Source organism: Flavobacterium pokkalii (assembly GCF_014596575.1).
In the GTDB taxonomy this organism is placed as follows: domain Bacteria; phylum Bacteroidota; class Bacteroidia; order Flavobacteriales; family Flavobacteriaceae; genus Flavobacterium; species Flavobacterium pokkalii.
In genome coordinates, this window is sequence record NZ_NASZ01000003.1 from 80,601 (window position 1) to 93,523 (window position 12,923).

Annotated in this window: 11 protein-coding genes; 8 read left to right on the forward strand and 3 right to left on the reverse strand. The window is 33.1% G+C overall.

The features are described 5' to 3' along the window. Nucleotides 1-43: 43 nt before the first annotated feature. The gene (locus B6A10_RS03395; protein ID WP_188219719.1) at nucleotides 44-775 is read left to right on the forward strand and encodes a peptidase associated/transthyretin-like domain-containing protein; all 732 of its coding nucleotides are present in this window, start codon (nucleotides 44-46) and stop codon (nucleotides 773-775) included. A gap of 49 nt (nucleotides 776-824) precedes the next feature. Here B6A10_RS03395 and B6A10_RS03400 read toward each other — a convergent pair whose 3' ends face one another. After that, nucleotides 825-1,301: a TspO/MBR family protein gene (locus B6A10_RS03400; RefSeq protein WP_188219720.1), complete on the reverse strand. Its 477-nt coding sequence runs from the start codon at nucleotides 1,299-1,301 to the stop codon at nucleotides 825-827. A 154-nt stretch (nucleotides 1,302-1,455) separates the two neighbouring features. Between B6A10_RS03400 and B6A10_RS03405 the strand changes: the two genes are divergently transcribed. The 7 genes from B6A10_RS03405 to B6A10_RS03435 all read left to right on the forward strand — a co-directional run bounded on the left by B6A10_RS03405 (nucleotide 1,456) and on the right by B6A10_RS03435 (nucleotide 7,786). Continuing rightward, complete coding sequence (locus B6A10_RS03405) at nucleotides 1,456-2,550, forward strand: diphosphomevalonate/mevalonate 3,5-bisphosphate decarboxylase family protein (RefSeq protein WP_188219721.1); 1,095 nt, start codon at nucleotides 1,456-1,458, stop codon at nucleotides 2,548-2,550. A 23-nt stretch (nucleotides 2,551-2,573) separates the two neighbouring features. Beyond that, nucleotides 2,574-2,792 carry a hypothetical protein gene (locus B6A10_RS03410; RefSeq protein WP_055094473.1) on the forward strand — a complete coding sequence of 73 codons (219 nt, stop codon included), beginning with the start codon at nucleotides 2,574-2,576 and terminating at the stop codon, nucleotides 2,790-2,792. Beyond that, the gene (locus B6A10_RS03415; RefSeq protein ID WP_055094471.1) at nucleotides 2,792-3,094 is read left to right on the forward strand and encodes a type II toxin-antitoxin system RelE/ParE family toxin; all 303 of its coding nucleotides are present in this window, start codon (nucleotides 2,792-2,794) and stop codon (nucleotides 3,092-3,094) included. Before B6A10_RS03410 ends, B6A10_RS03415 begins: the two co-directional genes overlap by 1 nt. Before the next feature lie 2 nt (nucleotides 3,095-3,096). Next, nucleotides 3,097-4,035, forward strand: coding sequence for a mevalonate kinase family protein (locus B6A10_RS03420; RefSeq protein ID WP_188219722.1), 939 nt, complete (start codon nucleotides 3,097-3,099; stop codon nucleotides 4,033-4,035). A gap of 201 nt (nucleotides 4,036-4,236) precedes the next feature. Further along, on the forward strand, nucleotides 4,237-5,673 hold the full coding sequence (locus B6A10_RS03425; RefSeq protein ID WP_188219723.1) for a sensor histidine kinase: 1,437 nt from the start codon (nucleotides 4,237-4,239) through the stop codon (nucleotides 5,671-5,673). A gap of 133 nt (nucleotides 5,674-5,806) precedes the next feature. Continuing rightward, nucleotides 5,807-6,763, forward strand: a complete 957-nt coding sequence (locus B6A10_RS03430; protein WP_188219724.1) for a geranylgeranylglycerol-phosphate geranylgeranyltransferase — start codon at nucleotides 5,807-5,809, stop codon at nucleotides 6,761-6,763. 114 nt (nucleotides 6,764-6,877) lie between these two features. Continuing rightward, nucleotides 6,878-7,786, forward strand: a complete 909-nt coding sequence (locus B6A10_RS03435) for a pseudouridine synthase (RefSeq protein ID WP_055094463.1) — start codon at nucleotides 6,878-6,880, stop codon at nucleotides 7,784-7,786. A gap of 162 nt (nucleotides 7,787-7,948) precedes the next feature. Here the strand turns inward: B6A10_RS03435 and B6A10_RS03440 are convergent, their stop codons facing one another. Both B6A10_RS03440 and B6A10_RS03445 read right to left on the reverse strand, forming a co-directional pair. Then, on the reverse strand, nucleotides 7,949-9,697 hold the full coding sequence (locus tag B6A10_RS03440) for a RagB/SusD family nutrient uptake outer membrane protein (RefSeq protein WP_055094461.1): 1,749 nt from the start codon (nucleotides 9,695-9,697) through the stop codon (nucleotides 7,949-7,951). Between the two features lie 27 nt (nucleotides 9,698-9,724). Then, nucleotides 9,725-12,910 carry a SusC/RagA family TonB-linked outer membrane protein gene (locus B6A10_RS03445; RefSeq protein WP_055094677.1) on the reverse strand — a complete coding sequence of 1,062 codons (3,186 nt, stop codon included), beginning with the start codon at nucleotides 12,908-12,910 and terminating at the stop codon, nucleotides 9,725-9,727. Between the last annotated feature and the right edge of the window lie 13 nt (nucleotides 12,911-12,923).

A 12,923-nucleotide genomic window follows, 5' to 3' on the forward strand; every position in this document is an offset into this window, starting at 1 on the left:
AAGAATCTAATAATTTTACTTTCAAGTTATTAGACCTAAACCTATGAAAATAAAACTACTAAGCACCTTAGTTTTTTTCAGCTCGCAAATTAGTTTCTCACAAATAATAGGAGGAAAAGTTGTATCCAACAATTACACAATTCCAAAAGTAGATATTATCAATGCAAACTCAAAAGCACTAACTGTTTCTGATGCAAATGGTCGTTTTTCAATAGCAGCAAAAATGGATGATACTCTTACTTTTATAGCCAAAAACTATGAGCTAAAAAAAATTGTGATCAATCCATTCATAACAGATGATACAGATTTAACTATTGAATTAACGTTAAAAGCCGAAGAATTAAAAGAAGTGATAGTTCCTAAAATTGAACACAAAATGACTTGGCTTACCAAAGAAGAAATTGAACAAATAAAATTAAATTCTTCCCGTCCAAAACAGGACTTAAGAATTATTGATTATAAAGAATCACCTCAACTTTTTGGCATCGATTTTATTCGCATTGGAAGACAATTCAATAAATTATTTAAAAAAGACAAAGCAACTAAATCAAAATCTCAAAATTCAAATTTTAAAAACTTCACTAAAGAAAATTGCAGTCAAACTTATTTTTTAGAAACCCTAAAATTAAAATCGGAGGAAATAGAAATATTCCTTATTTTTTGCGAAACCGATCCTAAGTCCAAAACAATCGCAGAAGAAAAAAACATTTTAAGCATAATGGATTTTTTATTCAACAAGAATCAGGAATTCAAAAAATTACAGATTTCAGAATAAATCACCCCTCATTAAAATTCTTATTGAAATTGTCATTGCTATTGATTTTTTAACGGTTCAACCACCAAATACTGGCATTCAAAACCGCCGCAAAACTCACCCAAGTCAAATAAGGAATAAACAGATAACCCGAAATTTTATTGATTTTAGAAAATTGTAAATAAGTTTCATAAATTATCAACCATAAAAGAATAATTTCTAATCCGGCTAACATCGGATTATGCAAGCCAAAAAACAAATACGACCAAAGGGCATTTAAAGCTAACTGAATTGCAAAAACAATCAGGGCTTTTTTAACTATTTCTTTTTCAAAATCTATTCGGTTCCAAACCAATCCGGCAGCTACTCCCATCATAATATACAACAGCGTCCAAACCGGAGCAAAAACCCAATTGGGCGGATTAAAACTTGGTTTTATCAAAGTGGGATACCAATCTACAATAGCCGAACGGGTTACAATTCCGGAAAAATAACCAACAGCCAGACAAGTGACCACAACCGTGAGGATTTTTGTAATTTTATTCATTATCAAAATTATTTTTGACAAAAATAAGAAAACCGAACACTTTTCAGCTTACACAACATTATTTTAAAAACACTAATTATTTCGGAGTAAACGAGTAAAAAATCTGTGAATCTGCAGTTAGAAAAAAGTATCTTTGCGACAAATTTTAGCACAAATGTTTACAGCAAACGATTTTATTCCTTCCGCATATTCGCAAACTATCGAAAACGGTTCTTTTGAATGGAGCGCACCCAGCAACATTGCGCTGGTAAAATATTGGGGAAAAAAAGCAAACCAAATTCCGGCCAATCCATCGGTGAGTTTTACTTTGAAAAATTGTAAAACCATTACCAAATTAGTTTTTACTAAAAAAAACAATTCTGAGAATTTCTCCTTTGACTTGTTATTTGAAGGAAAACCCAAAGAAGATTTCAAACCTAAAATTCAGAAATTCTTTGAACGAATTGAACAATATTTACCTTTTTTAAAAGAGTATCATTTTACGATTGACACTCAAAATACTTTCCCGCACAGCTCCGGAATTGCTTCTTCGGCTTCGGGAATGGCAGCTTTGGCAATGAATTTAATGAGTTTGGAAAAAGCTTTAAACCCTGAAATGAGCGAAAAGTATTTTTATCAAAAAGCTTCTTTTTTGGCGCGTTTGGGTTCCGGCAGCGCTTGTCGAAGTGTAAAAGGTCAAATCGTTGCCTGGGGAAATCACGCTAATATTGAAGGAAGTTCGGATGAATTCGGCCTTGAATTCCCGTATTCGATTCACGAAAATTTCAAAAAATATCAGGATACTATTTTATTGGTTGACAAAGGCGAAAAGCAGGTTTCCAGCACTGTTGGTCATGATTTAATGCACAACCATCCTTTTGCCGAAAAGCGATTTGCGCAAGCGCATAAAAACTTAGATAAATTAATAAACATTTTCGAAAACGGAAATCTGGAAGCATTTATCGAAATTGTAGAAAGCGAAGCCTTGATTTTACATGCCATGATGATGACTTCGATGCCTTATTTTATCCTGATGAAACCCAACACACTGGAAATCATCAATGCGATTTGGAAATTCCGAAAAGCAACCCAAATTCCGGTTTGTTTTACACTGGATGCCGGAGCTAACGTACATGTTTTGTATCCGGAAAATGTAAAAGACGAAGTGTTGCAATTTATTCAGAAAGAATTAGTTGGCTATTGTCAAAATGCGCAGTACATTTGTGACGAAATTGGAGAAGGTGCTACTAAAATCAATTCATTTATTTAGTATCTTTAATGAAAAATTAGATTATGGATATTCAATTAGAAAAATTAGAACTAATAAAATTATTGGCCGAAACCAATGATGAGTCTATTATTCGGTCTATCAAATCTATTTTCAACAAGAAACAAAAAGATTTTTGGAACGATTTAACAGAGGAACAAAAATTTGAAATAGAGGAAGGAGAAAGACAAATAGAGCACGGAGAATTTATACTTTTTGAAGATTTAATTAAAAAGTACAAATAATGAGAAGAGAGATAATCTTTTCAAAAAATGCAGAAAAAAGATTAATTGATTTATTGGATTTTTTAGAATCAAAATGGTCTTCAAAAGTTAGAGAAAAATTCATTTCAAAACTGGAAAAGTCAATTTACCTGATTAAAAATGAACCGGAAACATTTCCTAAATCAGCTATAAATACAAAAATTCATAAATGTGTTATTACAAAACAAACTACTTTATTTTACAGCTACACAACTAAAAGAATAAATGTAGTTTCAGTTTTTGATACCAGACAAAACCCAAATAAACTAAAAGATTTAAAATAAATATGAAAGGACCTTTATTTTATTCAAAAATATTACTCTTTGGTGAATATGGAATTATCCGTGATTCGAAAGGGCTTTCTATTCCGTATAATTTTTATAACGGAGCCTTGAAAAAAAATGAAAATCCTTCGGCAGAGGCTTTAGCTTCGAACGCCAGTTTAAAGCGTTTTGCTGATTATTTAGAAAAATTGGAAAACGAAAAAACCAATTTGGTTTCTTTTGATTTACCATCTTTAAAAAACGACATTGATACGGGAATGTATTTTGATTCCAGTATCCCGCAGGGTTACGGAGTTGGAAGCAGCGGCGCTTTGGTTGCTGCTATTTACGACAAATATGCGTTGAACAAAATCACCGTTTTAGAAAATTTAACCCGTGAAAAATTATTAGAGTTAAAAAATATATTTTCTCAAATGGAGAGTTTTTTCCACGGAAAAAGCTCCGGATTGGATCCTTTAAACAGCTATTTGAGTATTCCAATTTTAATTAACTCCAAAGATCACATTGAAGCAACAGGAATTCCTACCCAAAGTTTCGATGGCAAAGCTGCCGTTTTCCTTTTAGATTCCGGAATTATTGGCGAAACAGCCCCAATGATTAACATTTTTATGGAAAACCTGAAAGACAAAGGATTCCGCGCTATGTTAAAAAATCAGTTTGTTAAATATACCGATGCCTGTGTGGAAAATTTCCTTGGAGGCGATATGAAATCATTGTTCAGCAATACCAAAAAATTGTCCCGTGTGGTTTTGAATCATTTCAAACCAATGATTCCGGAACAGTTTCATGAAATTTGGCAAAAAGGAATTGAAACTAATGACTACTATTTAAAACTTTGCGGTTCCGGAGGCGGCGGTTACATCCTTGGTTTTACCGAAGATTTAGAACGTGCCAAAGCTTCTCTAAAAGATTATAAACTGGAAGTTGTTTATCAGTTTTAAAAAAACTTCATTCTGACACCAATAAAGCATTAGATAACTGATGCTTTATTGGTGTTTTCATTTAACTAAGGAAAAACATTTCCACTTCTAATCAATAGTTTTTATTTCACTAAACAAATTGATAAATTCTTACATTTCAATCAAAAAAACGATGTATCTTTAAGTTACAGTTTTCATTTGTTAAACTAAAATAAAAACGATATGCTTAACAATACGCTCCTCAAAAAAATTAAGCTAGGCAATGTTTTCATTCCGTTACTAATCGTTACTCTTTCCTGCACTTTACTAATAATAAGTAATTATTTTACCATAAAAATTCTGTCAGCTTCCAGAGCCTATATTAATGGAGAATCACATTATTCCAAAGGACAAAATAATGCAACACGTCACTTAACCACTTATCTTTTTACCAAAGATGTTACCGAATGGAAATCTTTCAATAGAGAACTTAATGTTCCTTATGGAGACCAAATTGCCCGAATGGGTTTACTCAAAAATGCACCAATAGAAACAGTGGAAGCCGGCCTTAGAGCAGGACGAAACAATCCTAAAGACTTTGACGACTTAATTTGGCTTTTTAAAAATTTCAAATCGGTTTCTTTTTTTGAAAAAGCAATAAAAGAATGGAAAAAAGGAGATTTATTAATTGAAGAATTAAATCTTTTAGGACAGGAAGTGCATCAAAAAACAACCACAAACAATTTAAGTAGTACTGACCAACAAGACATTCTAAAAAAAATTAGCCGATTAAGTATTAAAATTAATCAACACGAAAGAGCTTTTTCGGAAAAACTGAGTTCAGGCTCACGTGCTATCAAAAGCCTTCTTTTAATAATCAATATTTTTTTTTCACTAATTATTATTGGAAGTGTCAGTATTTATTATCTGGTAATAGTTAACCGACTGAAACGTTCCAAAACAGAAACCGAGGAAACTAACAAAAACCTGACTATCGTCAACACCGAACTGGACAAATTTGTGTACAGTGCCTCACATGATTTAAGATCGCCAATTTCTTCTTTAAAAGGATTAATCGAAATCATGAATACCGAAAACAACATTACTCAATTGCGTGCATATTTGGCACTTATGAATCAAAATCTGGATAAACAAGACCAATTTATAAAAGACATCATTAATTATTCCAGAAATAAAAAAGCCAAAATGACTATAACCAATGTAAGTCTAGTGCAAATAATAGAAGATGCCATCAGCCTAAATCAATACAGACAGGAAACCCAGCAAATAAAAATTAACAAAACACTGCATATTGACAACATTCTTAGCGATGAATTGAAACTAAAAACCATCATCAACAATTTACTGACTAATGCTATCAAATATTCGGATAACGGAAAAGAAAATCGCTACATAACCATCAACACTTATGAAGACCATCAGAGTAATAAAATTGTAATTTCTGATAACGGCATTGGAATAAAACCGGAATACCAACAAAAAATATTTGATATGTTTTTTGTAACCAATAATAACAACAAAGGCACCGGTTTGGGACTTTATCTGGTAAAAGACGCTATCAAAGCACTTAACGGAACTATCGAAATCTCTTCAAAAATTGACATTGGCACAAAATTCACCATAAATTTGCCTAAAAAATACGATTCTCTCATCTTGTAATCCCAATAATGGAACTCATAATTATTAGTTATTTTATTCAATTGAAGTGTATTTTAAAAAACAAACCCTTAAATTTGATTTAAAAATTACTCTTTCGGTAAATCACGACAAATCAATTGACTAAAAAACAGTAATGTTTAGTAGAAAAAACAGACTCTTAGCGTTAAAAATTATCAGTTTGTTCTCTGTAGTTAGAGGCTACAATATTCCAATTATCATTCTGGCGCAATACTTATCGGCCATATTTATTCTGGCTCCCGAAATAAGGGCTTTGGATATTTTACTGGATTTCAACCTGTTTTTAATTGTTTTTACTTCCTCGTTAACCATTGCTTCAGGCTACATCATCAATAACTTTTACGACAGTAAAAAAGATTTAATCAATCGTCCTAATAAATCGATGCTGGATCGATTGGTAAGTCAGTCAACCAAACTTAAAGTTTATTTTAGCCTAAACTTTATTGTAGCTATCATTGCCTGGTTTATTTCCTGGCGGGCTTTATTATTTTTTTCTGTGTATATTTTTTTGATTTGGTTTTATTCCCATAAAATCAAAAGATACCCTTTAATTGGAAATCTCATAGCCGCATTAATGGCAGTATTGCCTTTTTTTGCCATTTTGCTGTATTATTACACGAAACTGCCTTTGTACGAAATTGAAAGTTACAAAAGCCAGTTCATGGTTATTTTTGCCCACGCCACATTTTTATTTTTATTGTTACTCATTAGGGAGATGATTAAAGATTTAGAAAACATCAAAGGTGATATTGCCGACAATTACCAAACCATTCCGGTACTTTACGGCGAGCAGACTTCTAAAAAAATAATTACTTTATTAACCTTTTTAACATTATTCCCTATTTACATTTTAATCGAAATTTACGATGTAGGCTACATGGACATCTATTTTTATTCCAGCCTGATTATCCTGATTTTTTTCCTGATGTATTTATGGAAATCCTCGACTAAAATCCAGTTCTTGATACTTCATAACGTACTGAAATTTCTAATCGTATCGGGAGTTTTTTGTATCGTATTGATTGACCCGAACGTTTTATGGCATGGTAAAAAATTACTATTGTCGTTTTAAAAAAAGTCATAATTAACAAAAACCACTTTTTCTAAACACACTTTCAGTTTTATAATTTCCTTTTATCACTTAGCAATCATATAAATAGTATCTTTGCAAAAATTATCTACGATTATGAATAATAAGGAAGGCAATAATAAAAGAGGTGGTTCCAGACCAAATAGTTCCAGACCAAGCTCTAACAAGCCGAAAGCTGCGTTGCCAAAAAGAGCACAAAGCCCTAAAAAAGCAAAAACACATACAAAAGCTACTGAAGTTTCTTCAAATAAAGTTGAGAAAAAACCAAATCCAACTGCTAAAAGACCAAAAGCAAAAGACGAAATTCGTTTAAACAAATACATCTCAAATTCAGGAGTTTGTTCCCGACGTGATGCCGATATTTACATCCAGTCAGGAAATGTAAAAGTCAATGGAGTTCCGGTAACCGAAATGGGTTATTTAGTAAAACCAGGCGATGTAGTAAACTTTGACGGCGTAACCTTAACCCCTGAAAAGAAAGTTTATATTTTATTGAACAAACCTAAAAACTTCACCACTGCTCTTGACGAAGGTCAGGAATACCGCAATGTATTAGAATTAGTAAAAGGTTCTACCACTTCTAAAATTGCAGCTGTGGGAAGAATGGACAAAAATACAACCGGTCTTTTATTGTTCACAAATGACACCGATTTGATTCGTAAATTTTCGCTTCCTAATCAAAAATCATCCAAAATATATCAGGTTTCTTTAGATAAAAATCTAAAATTTGAAGATTTGGAAAAAATCACCAAAGGTTTGTTTATTGATGGTCATCGTGTTTTTGTAGAAGAAGTAAGCTACATTGAAGGAGAAGCCAAAAGCGAAATTGGACTTAAACTAAAAACTTCCAATATCAAAGTTGTTCGTAACATTTTTGAACATTTAGATTATGATGTTTTAAGAGTAGATCGCGTTGCCTTTGCTGGATTGACCAAAAAGAATTTACCACGCGGTAACTGGAGACTCCTTACCGATCAGGAAATCATTAATATCAAGAACGCTTAAAGTTCTTCCTAATATTTTTAAAAAAAGGCTGCTTTAGAATAATTCTGAAGCGGCCTTTTTTTTGGTTAGTCTGAGATTAAAATAAAGGTTTAATAGTCAAAATAAAAAAACCGCTCCAATACAGGAACGGTCTTTTACTACTATATTATTATTATTTAAATTTTACCAGTTAAAAGGTAAATACCAGTTATTTGGATTCATTAATTTAGTACGAACATCAGCTGCATTTGCATTACCTTCTTTACTTAATTTATCATAAATTTTATCAGCCAAGAAAGAAGGGTCATTTCTACGTCTGGCAATACGTACTAAGTCTTCCCATCGGTTTCCTTCATAAGCCAATTCTAAAGCTGCCTCATCAATAAGATTGTTTTCTATAGAAATCAAACTATCACCTACAACTTCTTTTCTTAGTAAATTTGCTCTACCTCTAACACCTAATGAAGCACGATACCAATCATCTCTGTAATAAGGAAACTGACCTTCACGACATTTAAAATCATAAGGAAATGGCTTATGAGTTTGCATCTCATTCGTAACATCATCTGAACCAGTATTCAGACCTGGACGCGTAAAAGCTCCCCTAATTCCACCTCTATTATATATCCCATCAGCAATTCTATGCTCATTATCTCTATTAGCCGCTTCAGCATAACGCAAATGCAATTTGGCTGCACGGTATAAAAACCAATCTCCTTCTGTTTTAAAAGGATCAGCAGCCGATTCATATTTATACAAATACTTCATGATAACCGGTTCGCCACCAACCATTTTATAAGTATATTTAGGACCACGTGCATCATATGGAAATCCATTAGTCTGAGTTTCTGAATCCCATCTATCCATAGCACTTTGTGATGGTTTTGCCTGATAATCCCCGGAAGTTTTCGAGAAAAAAGAAATAAAAGGATTAGTAGGAGCAAATTCACTATCAAAAGGAAGAGACCAAATCCATTCGTAACTCCATTGCGCGTCATTTGGTCTGGAAAAAATAGACCTCCATCCCTCAGTATCAGAATTTAACAAGCCATTAGTATCTAATTCTCGTCCACTTATATAACTAACCATTATATTCGCAGCAGACCAACTTAAACGGTATTTATCATATAAATATGCAGAAGATGCGGCTCCAGTAGATGTTTCCATCACTTTTTTATAATAAGAGGCAGCCATAAGATAGTCACCTTTCCATAAATTCAAATCTCCTAATAAACATTCTTTATTGACAAAGAAATATTCGGTACTGTAGCCATCAACAGAAGTTCTTAAATTCGTACCTTCAGGATAAGGTTTTTTAAAAGGCAAGGCTTCAGTAAAATCAACCAAATTTTCAATCAATTGGGTAAATGAAATTCTTGGATATTTAGAAATATTCTTTACATCATCAATATTTTCAATCGGCTCGGTAATATAAGGAACACTACCATATTGAATTCCTAACTGTAAATACACCCAGGAACGAATACATCCAATATCTGAATAACGTTGATTATACTCTTCCTGCTTAAATCTTTTTTCAGCTAGCATAATATCGAAATTCTTTAAAGCATCATTACAATTAAGAATCAATTCATAAAAATCCTTAGGACTAACATAAGGATTATCAGCAGTTTCATTATGTTCTGATAATTGTTTCAAATAAGGGCTGGAATTAGCAGTAGTCGTCATCAAATCGGCACGCATTTCATTCAAAATAACGTATTTTTTAGCCAATCCCATAAATTTCCCATAAATCCCTATTACGGCCGCATCGGCATCATTAACATTACGATACATCTGCTCCTCTGCTAACTTATCTTCCGGTTGAACATCCAAAAAATCCTGACAGGAACCAAGGCTTAACAGTAGTGTCATTGCTGACACCACTGATATAATTCCCTTAGTAGTTTTTGTTTTAATTGTTGTTATCATCTGTAAATTGTTTCTTGAATTAAAAAATTATAGTCCTAAACGTAATCCTAACTGAAGTGTTCTGAACTGTGGAGCTAAACCAATATCTGTTCCCTGTCCAAAAATTGATGAAGTAGGACTAAACTCAGGGTCATAACCTAAATACTTCGTAAAAGTTAGCAGGTTATTAGCCGTTGCATAAAGTTTAATGTACTTAACATAATTAGCATCATTCACTTTAAAGTCATAACCTAAAACTAAGGTTTTTAGTCTTAAGTAAGAACCGTCTTCAATCCAACGACTTGAGAAATCTGCATTCCCCATTGGATCTCCCCAGGTTGCTCTAGGAATATCCGTTTGTTGACCTTCGGCTCTCCATCGATTAGCTACAGCAACAGTTTGATTTTCGTAACCACTCATTTTCTCTAAATTATTACGTAAGCCATTGTAGATATCATTTCCTACTGAGAAATTAAACAAAGCCTGTAAACTAAAACGCTTATAAGTAAAATTAGCCGAAACATTACCTGTTAAATCCGGATTTGGATTTCCAATTACCATGCGGTCATTTTCGTCAATAATATTATTACCATCAACATCTGCATAATGCATATCCCCTGCTTCAAATGGAACTAAATTACCGTTTTCCAAACGCTTATTTAAACCTGCAGCATTTGCTTCTGCAGTAGTACTAAACACACCCAAAGATTTCAATCCATAGAATAAATTAGCATCCTTACCCACTGAAGTCAAATAAGTAGCACCAGCAAACTGAGTCAAGATATCACCATCAGGTAAGCCTTGTATTTCATTTTTATAACGACTCAGATTAATACCCAAATCAAAAGTAAAATCAGTAGATTTGATAACACGGGCGTTCAATGCTAATTCAGCACCAGTTGTACGCATTGCTCCACTATTAACAGGCATAAAATCAAAACCTGTAGCATTTGGGATTGATTTATAAACAATCATATTACGAGTTCTGTTAGTAAAATAATCCATGGAAGCATTTAATCTTTCGTTAAAAATCCCAAAATCGACACCTACATTAAATTTCTTTACTGTTTCCCATTCTAAGTCTGGATTTGCAATATTGCCTCTTACTAAACCTTGCATTCCAAGAAAATTTTGAGACACATAATATTGTTGAGCTGCAAAATTCCCTATATCATTATTTCCACTGTAACCATAACTAGCTCTCAATTTTAAATAATCAACAGCCTTCATATTTTTCATAAATCCTTCTGAAGAAACCATCCAGGCTCCTGACAATGAGGACATCAAAGCATATTTATTAGCTCCATTCATTTTATCTCCAAAACGGCTGGAACCATCTACTGCATAATTAGTAGTCAGGAAATATTTATTTCGATAATTATAATCGGCATTAGCATAAATATTTAACCAGTTCCACTCATTTAAAGCTCCCCCAACCTGACGCAATAAGCTGGAACTTGCCCCAACTGTAGTAAAATCATCAGTAGAAGAATTAAAACCTAAACCTAAATCACTTTCCGATTTATTACTTTGGGTTCTAACCCCAAAACGGGCATTAAAATTATGATCATTATTGATATGCTTGATATAATTAGCATAAGTATCGGTATAAATACTTTTGTAAAGCTGAACCTCACTACCGGATTGATTAGTGCCAATAGCTGTTGGTAAAACAAAAGAAGCTATACCATAGTCCGGAATAAAGAAAGTTTCTCTCTCTTTATTATAAGTCAAACCTAAAATGGTGCTGATATCCCAATCTTTATTTATGGCATAAGTAAATTTCAAATCACCAAAGAAACGATAGTTCTTATTCAATCCAAAACCATTTTCCAAAATGGCATTAGGATTTCCAATGTTAAAATAATCTACATCAGCTAAATTAGGAGAAACCTCACCTACATCATCAACTAATTGCTTAGTAAGCAAAGGTGATTTTGTCAAGGATAAATATAACGGGCTTGTAAAAGAAGCGCCCTGATTCCACTGATTTTGTTGATTTTGAACAAAAGATAAATTAGCATCTACAGTTAATTTATTGGTCAATTTTAATGCAGCATTCAAACGGGTACTGTAACGCTTACTCTCTGTTTTATCGATAGTACCTTTACTATCCAAATAACCTACCGATAATCCGAATTTTGCAATATCATCTCCACCACGAATCTTAACATAATAATTTTGATTTACACTGGATTTCAAGACTTCATTCTGCCAGTTCGTATTATTATGATAAGCATAATAACCAGTTGAACCTACCTCATCATTCATATAAGGCAAAGCAGCAATTTGCGACTGTGTCAAACCTCTACTTGCTTCTAATTGTGACATATAAGTACGATACCCATTAGCTCCCAATAATGGCAATTGATCCGGAGCCTGATTCACTCCGCCATACATCGTAAAATCAATTTTGGTAGTCAACTCTGTTGGGCGTATTGTAGTAATCTTGATCACTCCATTAGCTCCTTTAGTTCCATATAATGAAGATCCATCTTTAATTACGGTAATATCTTCAATATCTTTTACATCAATATTAGCTAATGGTGATGAAGAAGTATTTTGAATAATTCCTGAACCATAATCCTCATCATCATAGATCATCCCATCTACAACAATCAACGGTTTATTAGTTCCATACAAGGAGGTCATTCCACGAAGTGATAAATAACTACCTGTACCAGGAGTTCCGGAATTACGCACTGTATTTAAACCTGCTACTTTCCCCTGAAGAAAACCTCCTACGGACTCATTAAGCGGATTAGACCATTGGTCTTTATCAAAATCAACTACAGTGGCAGCATGGGTATTGTTGTATTGCATTTTAGAACCCTGTGCCATATCTGCGATTTGGTAAGCAGCTGCATAATTTGGCTCACTTAAATAAATTTCAATTCCGTCTTTCTGATTACGCAAAGGATGAACTTCAGTTTGGTAATTCTCCCCACTAATTTTAAGCAAGGCTTCCAAATTAGGTACTTTAATTTCAAAACTTCCATCGTCATTGGTAATTGCTGAAGAAAACCCTTCTACAGCAACATTGATTCCGGATAAAGCTTTATTATTGGCAGCACTTTTAACCACCCCTTTTACCAAAATCCCTTTTGTTTTATTATTTATAGTTGTATTTGCTGTAGTTTTTGGCTTTTGAGTTTCCTGCGCATACATTGGTAGATAAAGACCACCGGCAAAAAAAAGACCCGCTAAGCAGCTTATTTTTATATTTTTTAGCATAACTGTTTTTTTA

What these genes read in the sequence shown, in the direction of transcription:
- B6A10_RS03445 (WP_055094677.1), bottom strand. Translation starts at nt 12,910, where the DNA reads ATGCTAAAAAATATAAAAATAAGCTGCTTAGCGGGTCTTTTTTTTGCC.
- B6A10_RS03435 (WP_055094463.1), top strand. Translation starts at nt 6,878, where the DNA reads ATGAATAATAAGGAAGGCAATAATAAAAGAGGTGGTTCCAGACCAAAT.
- B6A10_RS03410 (WP_055094473.1), top strand. Translation starts at nt 2,574, where the DNA reads ATGGATATTCAATTAGAAAAATTAGAACTAATAAAATTATTGGCCGAA.
- B6A10_RS03405 (WP_188219721.1), top strand. Translation starts at nt 1,456, where the DNA reads ATGTTTACAGCAAACGATTTTATTCCTTCCGCATATTCGCAAACTATC.
- B6A10_RS03430 (WP_188219724.1), top strand. Translation starts at nt 5,807, where the DNA reads ATGTTTAGTAGAAAAAACAGACTCTTAGCGTTAAAAATTATCAGTTTG.
- B6A10_RS03425 (WP_188219723.1), top strand. Translation starts at nt 4,237, where the DNA reads ATGCTTAACAATACGCTCCTCAAAAAAATTAAGCTAGGCAATGTTTTC.
- B6A10_RS03420 (WP_188219722.1), top strand. Translation starts at nt 3,097, where the DNA reads ATGAAAGGACCTTTATTTTATTCAAAAATATTACTCTTTGGTGAATAT.
- B6A10_RS03440 (WP_055094461.1), bottom strand. Translation starts at nt 9,697, where the DNA reads ATGATAACAACAATTAAAACAAAAACTACTAAGGGAATTATATCAGTG.
- B6A10_RS03400 (WP_188219720.1), bottom strand. Translation starts at nt 1,301, where the DNA reads ATGAATAAAATTACAAAAATCCTCACGGTTGTGGTCACTTGTCTGGCT.
- B6A10_RS03395 (WP_188219719.1), top strand. Translation starts at nt 44, where the DNA reads ATGAAAATAAAACTACTAAGCACCTTAGTTTTTTTCAGCTCGCAAATT.
- B6A10_RS03415 (WP_055094471.1), top strand. Translation starts at nt 2,792, where the DNA reads ATGAGAAGAGAGATAATCTTTTCAAAAAATGCAGAAAAAAGATTAATT.